General features: G+C 74.4%; 11 protein-coding genes. 6 read left to right on the forward strand and 5 right to left on the reverse strand.

Going from position 1 to position 14,867, the window contains the following annotated elements:
• Window positions 1-11 precede the first annotated feature (11 nt).
• A complete protein-coding gene (locus ACFWBN_RS23610) occupies window positions 12-917 on the reverse strand; it encodes a LysR family transcriptional regulator (RefSeq protein WP_385178880.1) in 906 nt (301 codons plus the stop codon).
• A gap of 88 nt (window positions 918-1,005) precedes the next feature.
• Between ACFWBN_RS23610 and ACFWBN_RS23615 the strand changes: the two genes are divergently transcribed.
• Window positions 1,006-2,211 (forward strand): MFS transporter, encoded by a 1,206-nt coding sequence (locus ACFWBN_RS23615; protein ID WP_385178881.1) that lies wholly within the window; start codon window positions 1,006-1,008, stop codon window positions 2,209-2,211.
• 168 nt (window positions 2,212-2,379) lie between these two features.
• Entirely contained in the window at window positions 2,380-3,189 is an 810-nt protein-coding gene (locus ACFWBN_RS23620) for a hypothetical protein (RefSeq protein ID WP_385178882.1), read from the forward strand.
• 90 nt (window positions 3,190-3,279) lie between these two features.
• On the opposite strand, the gene ACFWBN_RS23625 is transcribed toward ACFWBN_RS23620, so the two are convergent.
• Both ACFWBN_RS23625 and ACFWBN_RS23630 read right to left on the reverse strand, forming a co-directional pair.
• On the reverse strand, window positions 3,280-3,999 hold the full coding sequence (locus ACFWBN_RS23625; RefSeq protein WP_385178883.1) for a 3'-5' exonuclease: 720 nt from the start codon (window positions 3,997-3,999) through the stop codon (window positions 3,280-3,282).
• Window positions 4,000-4,090: 91 nt separating this feature from the next.
• Entirely contained in the window at window positions 4,091-5,353 is a 1,263-nt protein-coding gene (locus ACFWBN_RS23630) for an SAV2148 family HEPN domain-containing protein (RefSeq protein WP_385178884.1), read from the reverse strand.
• Window positions 5,354-5,636: 283 nt separating this feature from the next.
• Here ACFWBN_RS23630 and glgX point away from each other — a divergent pair, with 283 nt between their 5' ends.
• Complete coding sequence (gene glgX / locus ACFWBN_RS23635; RefSeq protein ID WP_385178885.1) at window positions 5,637-7,751, forward strand: glycogen debranching protein GlgX; 2,115 nt, start codon at window positions 5,637-5,639, stop codon at window positions 7,749-7,751.
• Here the strand turns inward: glgX and ACFWBN_RS23640 are convergent.
• On the reverse strand, window positions 7,736-9,088 hold the full coding sequence (locus tag ACFWBN_RS23640) for an MFS transporter (protein ID WP_385178886.1): 1,353 nt from the start codon (window positions 9,086-9,088) through the stop codon (window positions 7,736-7,738). The two genes, glgX and ACFWBN_RS23640, sit on opposite strands and share 16 nt — an antisense overlap.
• A gap of 82 nt (window positions 9,089-9,170) precedes the next feature.
• Here ACFWBN_RS23640 and treY point away from each other — a divergent pair, with 82 nt between their 5' ends.
• Entirely contained in the window at window positions 9,171-11,450 is a 2,280-nt protein-coding gene (gene treY / locus ACFWBN_RS23645) for a malto-oligosyltrehalose synthase (RefSeq protein WP_385178887.1), read from the forward strand.
• A gap of 27 nt (window positions 11,451-11,477) precedes the next feature.
• Complete coding sequence (locus ACFWBN_RS23650) at window positions 11,478-12,290, forward strand: class I SAM-dependent methyltransferase (protein ID WP_385178888.1); 813 nt, start codon at window positions 11,478-11,480, stop codon at window positions 12,288-12,290.
• Here the strand turns inward: ACFWBN_RS23650 and ACFWBN_RS23655 are convergent.
• Window positions 12,287-13,207 (reverse strand): LysR family transcriptional regulator, encoded by a 921-nt coding sequence (locus ACFWBN_RS23655; protein ID WP_385178889.1) that lies wholly within the window; start codon window positions 13,205-13,207, stop codon window positions 12,287-12,289. The genes ACFWBN_RS23650 and ACFWBN_RS23655 overlap by 4 nt on opposite strands.
• Window positions 13,208-13,290: 83 nt before the next feature.
• Here ACFWBN_RS23655 and lpdA point away from each other — a divergent pair, with 83 nt between their 5' ends.
• Window positions 13,291-14,703, forward strand: a complete 1,413-nt coding sequence (gene lpdA, locus ACFWBN_RS23660; protein WP_385178890.1) for a dihydrolipoyl dehydrogenase — start codon at window positions 13,291-13,293, stop codon at window positions 14,701-14,703.
• Window positions 14,704-14,867: the final 164 nt, after the last annotated feature.

Consider the following 14,867-nt stretch of genomic DNA (forward strand, 5'->3'; position numbering starts at 1 on the left):
GCGCGCCGCGGTCAGGCCTCCGTCCCTGCCGTCTCGCGGCTCATGGCCAGGGCGAAGGCCTCCGCCTGCGCGGAGGGCCGCAGGCGGGGGCGGACGAGGCCGAGCTCGGAGTCGGGCAGGCCGTGCACCGGGACGAAGGCGAGGGAGTCGCGGCGCCCGTGGTCGTCGGCCGTGGACCGGCACAGCAGCATGGCCCCGCGGTCGGCCGCCGCCAGGCTCAGCCCCTCCTGGAGCGTGTTGACGCCGGGCCCGGCCGGCACGGGGAGCCCGCCCGGTGTCAGCTCGGGGGCCTGCGCCCGCCGCCAGTACCCGGGTGCGCCGCCGTCGATCCCGATGAGCCGGCAGTCCGCGAGCTCCTCGGCGGAGAGGGAGTCCCGGGCGGCGAAGGGGTGATGGACCGACACGGCGAGGGTCTGCGGCTGCCGGGAGAAGACCGGTCCGAGGACCAGGTCCTCCTCGGCCACCGGCAGCAGGACCACCGCGCAGTCCACCTCCCGGCGGCGCAGCGGCCCGAAGGGGTCGGAGAGCGGGATCTCGACGATGTCGACCGCGCAGTCGGGGTACCGGTCCCCGAACCGGGCGATCGCCCGCGCGAGTTGGCCGTCGACCGTGCCCTGGAAACCGATGCGCAGTTCCCCGCCCGCGCCCCGCGCGGCGGCCCGGGCCTCGTCGACCGTGGCGCGCAGCGCGTCGTACGCGGGGCGCAGGCCGGCGAGGAAGCTCTCGCCGAGCGGGGTCAGGCTCACCCGGCGGCTGGTGCGTTCGACGAGCGGGGCGCCGATGCGGCTCTCCAGCGACCGCAGCAGCTGGCTGACCCGGCTCTGGGTGACGTACAGCCGCTCGCCCGCGCGTCCGAAGTGCAACTCCTGGGCGAGGGCGAGGAATGCCTCCAGCTCGCGTATCTCCACACCGCTCATGGCGTTCCTTCTGATCGAGTAGTCCCGCTTGTCGAAGGATGAGAGATCGGCCGTTGTTCCCGCAGGTGGGGACGGGTTGGCTGACGGCATGGCACAGACTGAGGAAATTGCGGACACCACCGGGGGGCCGAGGCGCTCGGCGGCCCGCGGCCTGCCGGCCGTCGCGGCGGTCGCGAGCGCGACGTTCACGGTGGTGACGTCCGAGATGCTGCCCGTGGGCCTGCTGACGCCCATCGGGGACGCGCTGGAGGTCACCGGGGGCACCGCGGGACTGACCCTGACCATCACGGGCCTGGTCGGCGCGGTGTCCGCGCCGCTGCTGACCCCGCTGCTGGGGCGGTTCGACCGGCGGGCGGTGCTGTGCGCGCTGATGGCGGTCCTGGCGGTGGGCAACCTGCTCGCCGCCTGGTCGCCGGACTTCGCGGTCATGGTGGGCGCGCGGGTGCTGGTCGGCATCGGCATGGGCGGTGTCTGGGCGATCGCGGCGGGCCTGGCGGTACGGCTCGTGCCGCCGCGGTCGGCCGGCTCCGCGACCTCCCTGATCTTCAGCGGTATCGCCGTGGCTTCGGTACTCGGCGTCCCGGCGGGCACGTACATCGGGGAACTGGCCGACTGGCGCACGGCGTTCGCGACCGTCGGCGCGCTGGCGCTGGTGGTGCTGGGCGCCCTGGCGGTCCTGCTCCCGCCTCTTCCCGCCGAGCAGGAGGTACGGCTGGGCGGTGTGCTGCGGCTGTTCGGCGACGCGCGGGTGCGGACCGGGCTGGCCGTGGTGGCCCTGCTCGTCACCGGGCACTTCGCGGCTTACACGTACGTGCGCCCGGTACTGGAGGAGGTCTCGGGGGCGAGCGCCGGGGTGATCGGCACGCTGCTGCTCGTGTACGGAGTCGCCGGTGTGGCGGGCAACTTCGCGGCCGGCGCCGGGGCCGGGCGTTCGCCGCGCTCCACCCTCCTGGTGATCAGCGCGGTGCTGGCGGCCACGGTCGCCCTGATACCGCTGCTCGGCGGCTCGGTCCTGACCGCCGGCGTCCTGCTCACGGTGTGGGGCCTGTCCTACGGCGGCGTGTCGGTCGGCACCCAGACCTGGCTGCTGGCTTCGGCGCCCGCGGCGCGGGAGGCCGCCTCCTCGCTGTTCGTCGGCGTGTTCAACGGGGCGATCGCCCTGGGGGCTCTGGTCGGCGGTCTGGCGGCGGACGGTGCGGGGGCCGGCGCGGTGATGTGGCTGGGCGGCGGACTCGCGGTGGCTGCCCTGGTGGCGGCGGCCCTGGGCCGAGCCCCCGCGACGGGCCGCCTCTGAACCCGGGCGCCCCCGTGCCCGGCTGCGATCCGGAACCGGGTGGGCGCGGCAGGTCCGGGACGCGCCGCAGGGCCGGGCTGAGGTCGTCCGCGGGCTTGGTTCGGCATAGTAATGAGGCTGTGACCTGGGGCGGTTCTGATCGACCGCGGTGATCACTAGGGTTCGTTCGTGCCGAACAACAACGAGATACCCACGGGTCCGCGCAATCCGTACGACGACAAGTGGAACGCCGCCCTGGACGAGGATTTCGTCCAGCGCGCCACGATGCGCGAGGGGGAGCCGCCCGCTGCCCGGCCCAGGCGGGCGTGGCCCCTGAACACGGCACTGGTCCTGGTGGCGGTGGGTGCGGCCGTCGTCGTGCTGAAGCTCACGGGCTCCTCGCCCGAGGAAGCGGCCCCCGCCCCCGCACCGGCCAAGGCGGCCTCCGCGGCGCCGTCGCCCGTCCCGTCGAAGGCCACCGCCGACACCCGGCCGATGATCCCGCTCGCGGACGTCTTCCCGGCCGAGGTCAAGGGCGACTCCGGAGTCACCTTCACCCGGCTGGGCTCGGTCGTGATGGAGTCCTGCACCGAGCCGGACGGGGTCGGACCCCGCCTGGCCGCCCTCATCGACGACGGCGCGGGCTGTGTCGGCGAGCAGGTCGCGCTCTACAAGGACGCGCAGAACAACCAGTTCAACCTGGCCGTCTTCACGATGAAGGACCCGAAGGACACCGTGAAGGTGGTCACCGAACTGACGATGGCCTTCAACGACTACCAGGTGGCCGTGCAGGGCCCGCCGCCCGGATCCGGCCTGAAGACCCTGCCCGCGGACAGCGGGCTGGTGCAGGCCTTCACGGGGCACGGCCGGGTCATGGTGGTCGCGATGGGCCAGTGGTCCGACGGCCGGACCGCCGACTTCCAGCAGCTCGTCGACCGCATGCAACCGCTCCAGACGGCGGTCTCGAAGAAGGTCGGCGACTACGAGGGCACGCGCTGACCCGACATCAGGCCGGCGCCCGGCACACTGCCGGGATCGCGCACCCTGCCGGGACCCCGCACCCTGCCCGGCCCTGACCTCAGGCCGGGATCAGGCCGGGATCAGGCCCCGCAGCGGCCAGGCCGTGTCGATCACCGCGTCCGGGGTGCCCTGGCGGCGCAGGTAGGCCTGGAAGTCCCGGGCCCAGCGCGCGTGCCAGGTGCCCTGCCGGGCGTGCAGGTCGCCGGGGGTGAGCGCGGCCACCTCCGGATGCCGCTCGGCTATCGCCCGGGCCACCTGGACCGCGGCCAGCGCGTCGGCCCCGGCGTCGTGCGCGGCGTCGAGGGTGACCCCGTACACCCCGCAGACCGCCTCCAGGGTCCGCTTGCCGCGCCGGTAGCGGTCCACGGCCCGGTCGATGGTCAGCGGGTCGACCACCGGCCCGGTCTCCGCCCCGCCCAGCCGGTCCGCCAGCGAGGGCAGCCCGTGCCGGGCCAGCTCCGCCGTGAGCAGGGTCAGGTCGAAGGCCGCGTTGTACGCGACGACCACCGCGCCCCGCCGCCAGTGCGCGACCAGCGCCTGCGCGATCTCGTCCGCGACCTCCCGCACGGGCCGCCCCTCGGCGACCGCCCGCTCGGTGCTGATCCCGTGGATCGCCGAGGCCTGTTCGGGGATCGGTATCCCCGGGTCCGCGAGCCAGCCGCGCCGCTCGCGCACCTCGCCGTCCCGCACCTCGACCAGCGCCGCCGTCACGATCCGCGACTCCTGCGGCTCCGTGCCGGTCGTCTCCAGATCGAACCCGATCAGCACACCGCCGTGCCAGTCCCCCATGCCGCGCCCCTCCCCCGTACACCTTCGGTCAACGGCTTTCAGCCTGCCACGGGGCACTGACAGGCCGGCCGACACCCCCCGCCGACGGGCGTCACGACACCGGGCGGGAGTCCTCCCACACCGATTCGAACTCCTCCCGGTACGTCGTGAACAGCCCGTGGTCGGCGTCCTTCGGGACGCCGCGGCCGCCGCCGCGCAGCACCAGGACCGGGGATTCCATGCCGCGCGCCCGGCGCAGGTAGGACTGGACCACCGCGATGCCCGAGGACTGGCCCTCCACCAGGTAGGCGGTGAAGCGGGGGGTCTCGTCGAAGACGTGGATCTCGAAGCGCGAGGGGTCGCGCAGGCCCGCCCGGACCCGGCGGACGTGGAGGATGTTCATCTCCACCGACCGGCTCAGCTCGCCCTTGCGCAGCCCGAGCTCCCGCTCGCGCCGCTTGACCGCGCTGCTCGCCGGGTTCAGGAACAGCAGCCGCACCCGGCAGCCGGCCTCCGTGAGCCGGACGAGTCTTCGGCCCGAGAAGTTCTGGACCAGCAGGTTGAGCCCTATGCCGATGGCGTCGAGCCGCCGCGCGCCCCCGAAGAGGTCCTCGGCGGGCAGCTGCCGCTGGAGCCGCACCCGGTCCGGGTGGACGGAGATGACGTCCGCGTACCGGTCGCCCACCAGGTCCTCGACGGCGTCGATCGGCAGCCGGTCCGCCGACGGGCTGCCGGCGCCCCCGCCCAGGACCTCCAGGAGCCGCGCCGAGGCCCGCTCCGCCTGCTCCAGCACGGCCCGTGACAGGGCCCGGTTGCGGGAGACGACGTTCCGGGTGACCTCCAGCTCGTCCAGCGCGAGCTCGATCTCCCGCCGGTCGTCGAAGTACGGCTCGAAGCACGGCCAGTGCTGGACCATCAGCTCGCGCAGCTGCGGGAGGGTCAGGAAGCTCAGCACGTTGTCGTCGGCCGGGTCGAGCAGGTAGCCCTTGCGCCGGCTGACCTCGCGCACGGCCACGGCCCGCTGCACCCACTCCTGCCCGGCGGGCCCGGCAGCCGCGACCACCCAGTCGTCGCCGCCGTGCACCGGCTCGTAGATCGGCCGCAGGACCGCGCCGACCACCGACCGCAGCCGCTGTTCGATCAGGTTCAGCCAGATGTACGCACGTCCCGCGCGTTGCGCCCGCGTACGGACCTCGCTCCAGGCCTCCGCGCCCCAGTCCAGCTCGGCCCCGGCCCGCGCGCTCCCCGTCGCCGGCTGCGGGGCCAGCGACACCGCCCCGGCCGGTACCCCGCCGGGGGTTCCGCCGGCGGCGTCCGCCGGGCCACCCTCGTGACCGCTGTCACCAGGGGGCAGCTCCAGACCTCCCGAGCTCACCCGTGCACCGCCTTCTGCGTCTGGACGCCCGTCTCCAGTGATCACGGAAGGGTACTCCGCGCGCGCGTCCCGGTGCAGCCCGATGGCCCGTACACCGGCTGTCCGTTGACCCATTATCCGATGCCCGGACAGTCCGCTGACCCGCATATCAGCTCTGCGGGTCACCCGGCAGCACCAACCCAAGTCCGCGCGTGCGGACCCTCTTTCGGGGAAGATCTGGCAGTGACGTGGTCCAGCCGGATCAGCCGCATCAGCCGGAGCAGGATGGGAAGAGTCGTTATCTATGCAGGTCTGGCCGGGACAGGCTTATCCGCTCGGCGCCACTTACGACGGCGCGGGCACCAATTTCGCGGTCTACTCCGAGGCCGCCCGACGCATCGAGCTGTGCCTGCTCCACGACGACGGTTCGGAGACCGCCGTGGAGCTGCGCGAGACGGACGCCTTCGTGCGGCACGCGTACCTGCCGGGCGTCATGCCCGGCCAGCGCTACGGGTTCCGCGTCCACGGCCCGTACGAGCCCGAGCGCGGCCGGCGCTGCAACGCGGCGAAGCTGCTGCTGGACCCGTACGCGCGGGCGATCAGCGGCCACGTGGCGTGGGGCGAGGCGGTGTACGGCTACCACTTCGGCCGGCCGGACTCCCGCAACGACCTGGACTCCGCCCCGCACACCATGAGCTCGGTCGTGGTGAACCCGTACTTCGACTGGGCCAACGACCGGCCGCCGCGCCACGAGTACCACCACACCGTGCTGTACGAGGCCCACGTCAAGGGCCTGACCATGAACCATCCGGACCTCCCCGAGGAGCTGCGCGGCACCTACGGGGCCCTGGCGCACCCGGCGGTGATCGGGCACCTCGCCAAGCTCGGGGTGACGGCGCTGGAGCTGATGCCGGTGCACCAGTTCGTCAACGACCACCGGCTGGTCAACGACGGGCTGAGCAACTACTGGGGCTACAACACCATCGGCTTCTTCGCCCCGCACAACGGCTACGCCTCGGGTGACCGCGGCCAGCAGGTGCTGGAGTTCAAGTCGGCGGTGCGGGCGCTGCACGAGGCCGGGATCGAGGTGATCCTGGACGTGGTCTACAACCACACGGCGGAGGGGAACCACCTGGGCCCGACGCTGTCCTTCCGGGGGCTGGACAACGCCTCGTACTACCGGCTGGCGGAGGACCCGCGGCACTACACGGACACCACCGGCACCGGGAACTCGCTGCTGATGCGGTCCCCGCACGTGCTCCAGCTGATCATGGACTCGCTGCGGTACTGGGTGACCGAGATGCACGTGGACGGCTTCCGCTTCGACCTGGCGGCGACGCTGGCCCGCCAGTTCCACGAGGTGGACCGGCTGTCCTCGTTCTTCGACCTGGTCCAGCAGGATCCGGTGGTCAGCCAGGTGAAGCTGATCGCGGAGCCCTGGGACCTGGGCGAGGGCGGCTACCAGGTGGGCAACTTCCCGCCGCTGTGGACCGAGTGGAACGGCAAGTACCGGGACACCGTACGGGACTTGTGGCGCGGGCAGCCGCGCACGCTGGCGGAGTTCGCGGGGCGGCTGACCGGCTCATCGGACCTCTACCAGGACGACGGGCGGCGGCCGCTGGCGTCCATCAACTTCACCACCTGCCACGACGGTTTCACCCTGCACGATCTGGTCTCCTACAACGAGAAGCACAACGAGGCGAACCGCGAGGGCAATCGGGACGGGGAGACCCACAACCGGTCGTGGAACTGCGGGGTGGAGGGGCCCACCGAGGACCCGGAGATCGTGGAGCTGCGCGAGCGGCAGATGCGCAACTTCACGGCCACGCTGATGCTGTCGCAGGGCGTGCCGATGCTCAGCCACGGGGACGAGTTCGGCCGCACCCAGGGCGGCAACAACAACGCCTACTGCCAGGACAACGAGTTGTCGTGGGTGCGCTGGCCGGAGCCGGGCAAACCGGCGCCCGCGCTGCTGGAGTTCACCCGGCGGATGGTGTGGCTGCGCCGGGACCACCCGGTGTTCCGGCGGCGCCGGTTCTTCCACGGGCGGCCGGTGGAGGGGACGCACGACGAGCTCTCGGACATCGCCTGGTTCACCCCGCACGGCGAGGAGATGCGGGCCCGCGACTGGCAGGCGCAGCACGCGCGGGCGCTGACGGTGTTCCTCAACGGGGAGGCGATCTCGGAGCCGGGCACCCGCGGGGAGCGGATCACCGACGACTCGTTCCTGCTGATGTTCAACGCGGCGGCCGAGCCGCAGGACTTCACCATTCCGGCGGGGCACGGGGCGCAGTGGCGCCTGGTGGTGGACACGGCGCGGCCGGAGGTGCTGCCACCCGGCACCGGGCCGCAGTATGCGGCCGGGGACCGGGTGGCGCTGACGGGACGGTGTCTGGTGGTGCTTCAGCGCCCGGCGTAGGCGGTTCCGGCGCCGGTGTCGGTCTCCGTCCCGGCCCCGGCGCTGCTCCCGGGGCCGGTGCCCGTGCCGGTGCCGGTGCTGTCGCCGGCCACCGGAGAAGCGGTCTGCTGCGCCGGGATGAAGGCCTTGGCGTGGGGACGGGCGGACGGCACCCGGGTGACGAGTGCGAGGGTCAGGCAGAGCGCGGCCGCCCCCACGGCCACGGCGAAGGCCCCGGCGGGCCCGTACCCCTCGGCGAGCCGCCCGGAGACGGCGAGCGCGATGGCCTGCCCGGCGACCAGCGAGCTGGCGGCGAAGGCCATCGACTCGGCGAGCCGGGCCGGTTCGACGACGCGCTCGGTCAGCGCGAAGGCGGTGATGAGGTGCGGGGCGTAGGCCGCGCCGAGCACGGTGACGACCGCGTACAGCGGCCACAGGGTGTCGGTGAACAGCAGCGGCACCGAGAGGACCAGCGCGGCGCCGGTGGCCACCCGCCAGCGCAGCCGCAGTCCGAAGCGGGCTGGCAGCGCGCCGAGCCCGAGTCCCACGCCGGCGCTGACCACGCCCATGGCGGCGTAGACGACCCCGGCCTGGCCGGGGACGCCCAACTGTGCGGTGAGCGCGGCGATTCCGGCCTGGCAGCCGCCGAACATGGCGCCCTGGAGGGCGAGCGAGCCGCGGACGGAGTGGACCACGCGGGGATGCCGGACCCGGGGGCCCTTGCCGCGTGCCTTCGCCGACTGCCCGGCCGTGACGGCGGCGGTCGGGTGCAGCGCGTAGGCGGTGCCGAAGACGGCGACGAGCCCGGCGGCGCCGCCGAGGGCGACGGCCGGGTGGGCGACGAGGGCGGCGAGTCCGACGAGGGCGGGTCCGAAGACGAACGAGATCTCGTCCAGGGTGCCTTCGAGCGAGTGGACGGCGCCCACCACGCTCTCGTCGGCCTTGGCGCGGTGGGCCAGGGCGACGGAGCGGGTCCGGGCGAGGGGCCCGATCAGCGGTACGGAGGCGCCGGTGACGGCGCCGATCGCGGCGAGCGGGACGGTGGCGAGGCCGCCCAGGGCCCCGGCGACGAGGGCCGCGGTGGCCACGGCGTTGACCGCCGCGGCCATGAGGACGACGGGCCGCTGCCCGTGGCGGTCGGCGAGCCGGCCCAGGACGGGTCCGAAGACCACCTGGCCGGCCGAGAGGGTGCCGCCGACGATGCCGGCGGTGGCGAGGGAGCCACTCGTCTCGGCGACCAGGAGGACGCTCCCGAACTGGGACATCGCAACGGGCAGGCGGGCGAAGAAGGAGACGAACGGGAGTAGGGGCCCGGTCAGGGCGATGACTCTTCGATAGGTGTTGACGGTTCCAACCACTTGAGCAACGTTAACCCGGCGCAGTCACCCGGATGCATTGGGTAATGGCACGGAATCCGGCAGGCTGGGTACGTACGTTCTCATGAGCCAGCCGCAGTCAAGCATTCAATCGGAATCTGATGTTCCGGAACCTGTCACTCCGGCGTCGACCTACCGTCTCCAACTGCGCCCGGAATTCCCGTTCGCGGCGGCCGAGGCAGCCGTACCGTACCTCGCCTCGCTCGGCGTGTCACACCTGCACCTGTCTCCGGTCCTGGAGGCGGTCCCCGGCTCGGCGCACGGCTACGACGTCACCGATCACACCGCCGTACGAGCGGCGCTCGGCGGCGAGCCGGGCCTGCGGGCACTGGGTGCGACCGCCCGGGCGCACGGGCTGGGCCTGGTGCTGGACATCGTGCCGAACCACATGGCCGTGCCCACGCCGCTGCGGCTGAACCGACCCCTGTGGGAGGTCCTGCGGGAGGGGCCGGACTCGCCCTTCGCACGCTGGTTCGACATCGACTGGGAGGCGGGCGGCGGGCAGGTCCTGCTGCCGGTGCTCGCCGGCCCGCAGGAGTCCTGCGCGCTGGAGGCCGACGGTGAGGTACTGCGCTACGGGGAGCAGGAGTTCCCGCTGCGGGAGGGCACGGCGGGGCTGGAGCTGCCCGCGCTGCTGGCCGCGCAGTGGTACCGGCCGGCGTGGTGGCGGGAGGCCCGCACCGCGCTCAACTACCGCCGCTTCTTCACCATTTCGGAGCTGATCGGGGTCCGCGTGGAGGATCCGGCGGTCTTCACGGCCACCCACGCGAAGGTGCTGGAGCTGGTCCGGGACGGGGTCGTCGAGGGCCTGCGGATCGACCACGTGGACGGGCTGGCGGATCCCGGGGAGTACCTCCGGCGGCTGCGGGCCGCGGCGGGACCGCACTGCTGGGTGGTGGTGGAGAAGATCCTGGCCCGCCGGGAGCGGCTGCCGGCCGCCTGGCCGGTGGCGGGGACCACCGGCTACGACGCGCTGCACCGGGTGGACGGGGTGTTCACCGATCCGGCCGGCCTCGCCGAACTGACCCGGCGCTACGTGGAGTTCACCGGAATCCCGGAGTGGGAGCGGACGGCGGCGGCGTGCGCGCGGGAGGTGCTGACCGGCGACCTGGCCGCCGAGCTGGCCGCGCTGGAACGGCAGGCCGGCCCGGAACTTGCCGAAGCCGTACGGGAGTTGCTGATCGCCTATCCCGTCTACCGGCCGTATCCCGGCGAGCCGGAGCCGGTGCCGCGGGCCCTGGAGCAGGCCGTCGCGCAGGCCGGTCCGGCCGCGGTGGCCGGCGTACGGGAACTGCTGCTGCGGGATCCGGCCTTCGCCGCCCGCTTCGCCCAGACCTCGGCCGCGCTGCGCGCCAAGTCCCTGGAGGACCGGGCCTTCTACCGGTACGGGCCGCTGCTGTCGGCCACCGAGGTCGGCGGGGACCCGGGGCAGCCGGCGGTGTCGGCCGCCGAGTTCCACGCGTACTGCGCCGCGCTGGCCCGGGAGTGGCCCCGGTCCGGGACGGTGCTGTCCACGCACGACACCAAGCGCAGCGCGGACGTCCGGGCCCGGATCGCGGTGCTGTCCCAGGTTCCGGAGCTGATGGACGGGCTCGGCGGCCCGGACCCCCAGCTGGCGTGGACGGCCCGGCAGACCGCGCTCGGCCTCGGCGAGGTCCCGCAGGCCGTGCCCCGGCTGGCCGAGGCGCTGCTCAAGGCGGTCCGCGAGGCCGCCCTGCACACCACCTGGACCGACCGGGACGAGGCGTACGAGGCGACCGTCCCCGGATACGCCCCGCGCGCCCTGGAGCTGCCGCCGCGGGCCGCGGAGGCGGCCCGCGCGAACCTGCTCGGCATGGCGCTGCTGCACCTGGCGATGCCCGGGGTCCCCGAGGTCTACCAGGGCGCCGAGACGGAGTACCGGGCCCTGGTCGACCCCGACAACCGGCGGCCGGCCCGCTTCCCGGTGGAGGCGCTGGCCCGGCTGGACGCGGGGGACGCGCCGCACGGGCCGGCGCAGGAGAAGCTGGCGCTCACCGCCGCCGTACTGCGGCTGCGCAGGAGCCGGCCCGAGCTGTTCGACGGCCACACCCCTCTGGCCGCCCGGGGCCCGGCGGCGGAGCACTGCCTGGCCTTCGCCCGCTCGCCGGGGCTGCTGGTGGTGGTGACCCGGCTCTCGCACCGGCTGGCCGCGGCGGGCGGCTGGCGCGGCACCGCGCTGCCGCTGCCGCCGGGGCGGTGGGCTCCGCTCCCGGGGATGCCGGGGGCGCCGGGGGCGCCGGGGAGCTCGTACGAGAGCGGCACGGAGCTGGCGGACCTGCTGGCCGACGCGCCCGTGAGCCTCCTGCTGCGCGACACCCCCTGACGGGGTTTGCCGTGGAAGGGTGACGGCATGGAGGAGCAGCGGTTCGACGTGTGGGCGGCGGGGGACGCCTACGAGCGCTACATGGGCCGGTGGAGCCGTCAGGTCGCCGAGGTGTTCGTGGCGCGGCTCGGCGGCGGGAGCGGGCTGCGGTGGCTGGACGTGGGCTGCGGCACGGGGGCGCTGACCGCGGCGGTGGCGGCCCGGTGCCGGCCCCGGGCGCTGGTGGGTCTGGACCGGTCCGCCGGTTTCGTGCGCGCGGCCCGGTCCGCCGCGCCCGCGCCGGCGCACTTCGCGGTGGCCGACGCGCTGGCGCTGCCGGTGCGCGACGCGGCGTGCGACGCGGTCGTCAGCGGGCTGGCCCTCAACTTCCTCCCGTCGCCGGGGGCGGCGGTCGCCGAAGCCGTCCGGGCGGTCCGGCCGGGCGGGCTGGTCGCGGCGTACGTGTGGGACTACGCCGGGGGCATGGGCTTCCTGCGCCGCTTCTGGGACGCCGCGGCCGAGGTCGACCCGTCGGCCGCCGCGCTGGACGAGGGCCGCCGCTTCCCGGACTGCCGCCCCGGTCCGCTGCGTGCCCTGTGGACCGGGGCGGGGCTGGTCGACGTGGTTGTCGAGCCGATCGAGGTACCCACCGTGTTCACCGGCTTCGCGGACTTCTGGGAGCCCTTCCTCTCCGGCCAGGGACCGGCCGCCGGCTATGTCGCCGCTCTCGCCCCCGCCGCACGGGACCGGCTGCGCGGCCGGCTCGGCGAGACCCTCCCCGCCCGCGCGGACGGCTCGATCCCCCTGGCGGCCCGCGCCTGGGCGGTCCGTGGCCGACGGCCGGACCGCGTGCGCCGCTAAGGTCTCGGTGTCTCCTGGGGCCGCGGCGCCGGGTCGAGGACCGCCGTGCTGCCGGCGGTCAGTTCCGCGAAGGCCGCCGCCGCACCGGTCAGCGGAACCCGGGAGAAGACCGCCAGGGGCCGGTGCCACGGCGGGTCGAGGGAGAGCAGCACGCAGTCCTCGCCGACGGCGCCCCGGACCATGTGGGCCGGGGCCACGACGATGCCCACCCCGGCGGCCGCCATCCGTACGGCCGTCGAGGTGTGTTCCGTACGCAGCACCGTGCGCGGGGTGAAACCCAGCGCTCCGCAGGCCCAGTCCAGTACGAGCTGCCCCTCGACCAGCGGTTCCATCGCGCAGCGGATCCAGTCGCGGTCGGCGAGCTCGGCGAGGCGGACCGTGCCCCGCCCGGCGAGCGGGTCGTCGAAGGGGACGACGAGGACCAGCTCCTCCCGGCCCACCCGGAGCACCGGACCCATCCACTCCTTGGGCTCCGGGCCCACGGCCAGGTCGGCGACCCCGCGTTCCAGCTGCTCCTCCAGGGCCTCGTTGGAGCCGTACTCGCGCACCACCAGCGAGACGCCGGGGTGCAGGGCCCGCCAGCGGGCGGCGATGCCGGGGAGCATGCCGACGGCCACGGCGTGGACGGTGGCGATGTGCAGCTCGCCGCCGACCACGCCGGCGGCGGCGCGCGCGGCCCGCTCCGCCTGGCGGGCGCTGCGGACGGCGAGCTGGGCGTGCGGGAGGAAGGCGCGGCCCATGGGGGTGAGGCGGACCCCGCGCGGCATGCGCTCCAGCAGTGCGCCGCCCACGGACCGCTCCAGGGCCTTGACCTGGTGGGAGAGGGCCGGCTGGGTGACGTGGAGGGCGTCGGCGGCCCGGGTGAAGGAGGACTCCTCCACGACCGCGAGGAAGTACTCCATCTGGCGCAGGCTCATGACCGGGAATCATAAAGAACGTGCATGGAGTCCAGAAGATCATTTCCTTGGACTCCGGGGAACGGGCGGGCCAGGCTGGGCACATGACCAACGAAGACAGCAGTGTGGATGTGATCGTGATCGGCGGCGGCACGGGCGGCTACAGCACCGCCCTGCGCGCCTCGGCCCTGGGCCTGACCGTCCTGCTCGCCGAGCGGGACAAGGTCGGCGGGACCTGCCTGCACCGCGGCTGCATACCGAGCAAGGCCATGCTGCACGCGGCCGAACTCGTCGACGGCATAGCCGAGGCGCGTGAGCGGTGGGGCGTGCGGGCGAGCGTGGAGTCGGTGGACTGGTCGGCGCTCACCGCGACCCGGGACGACATCGTCACCCGCAACCACAAGGGCGTGGAGGGGCACTTGGAGCACGCCGGCGTGCGCGTGGTGCGCAGCGGCGCGCGGCTGACGGGGCCGCGGTCCATCCGGACCGAGGACGGGCGGGAGTTCACCGCGACCCGCGGGATCGTCCTGGCCACCGGCTCCCGGCCGCGGACGCTGCCCGGGCTGGAGCCCGACGGGAGCACGGTGGTGACCAGCGACGACGCGCTGTTCGCCCCCGGGCTGCCGGCGTCGGTGCTGGTATTGGGGGGCGGGGCGATCGGGGTGGAGTACGCCTCCTTCCACCGGTCGATGGGCGCCGAGGTGACGCTGGTCGAGGCCGCGGACCGGCTGGTTCCGCTGGAGGACGCGGACGTGTCCCGGCATCTGGCGCGGGGCCTGAAGAAGCGGGGCATCGACGTGCAGACGGGGGCCCGGCTGGAGGGGGCGTCGGTCGAGGGCGGGATCGTACGGGCCACCGTGCGCACCGCGCGCGGGGAGCTGCGGGAGCTCAAGGCCGAGCGGCTGCTCGTGGCGGTGGGCCGGGTCCCGGTCACCGACGGGCTGGACCTGGCGGCGGCCGGCCTGGCCACCGACGAGCGGGGGTTCGTGGCGCCGGCCGACTGGTCCCGGCTGGAGACCGCCGTCCCGGGGATCCACGTGGTGGGCGACCTGCTGCCGCCGCCGTCGCTGGGGCTGGCGCACGCCTCCTTCGCGGAGGGGCTGCTGGTGGCGGAGACCCTGGCGGGGGTGCCGACCGTGCCGGTGGACTACGCGGCGGTGCCACGGGTGACGTACTCGGCGCCGCAGACGGCGGCCGTGGGCCTGACGGAGGCGCAGGCGCGCGAGGCGGCGTACGACGTGGTGGTGAACACGATGCCGCTGACGGCCGTGGCCAAGGGGATGGTGCACGGGCAGGGCGGCACGGTGAAGGTGGTCGCTGAGCGGGGCGGGCGGGTGCTGGGGGTGCACCTGGTGGGGCCGCACGTCTCGGAGATGATCGCGGAGAGCCAGCTGATCGTGGGCTGGGACGCCGAGCCGGCCGACGTGGCCCGCCACATCCACGCCCACCCGACGCTGTCGGAGGCCGTCGGCGAAGCCTTCCTCTCTCTGGCGGGGCGTTCCCTCCACCAGCAGTAAGCCGGTCCGGGGGCGCCGGGTGCCTCGCAGCCGCGCAAGCGCCCCCGGGCTTCGCCCGGGCCCCGTGGGGCTCCGCCCCACACCCCGCGCCTCAAACGCCGGCGAGGCTGAAATTGCCCTGCGGGCAATCCAGCCGTGCCTGGCGGACGGCAGCGGGCCAAATC

Origin of the sequence: Streptomyces sp. NPDC059989 (genome assembly GCF_042736975.1) — a bacterium.
Taxonomy (GTDB): Bacteria; Actinomycetota; Actinomycetes; order Streptomycetales; family Streptomycetaceae; genus Streptomyces.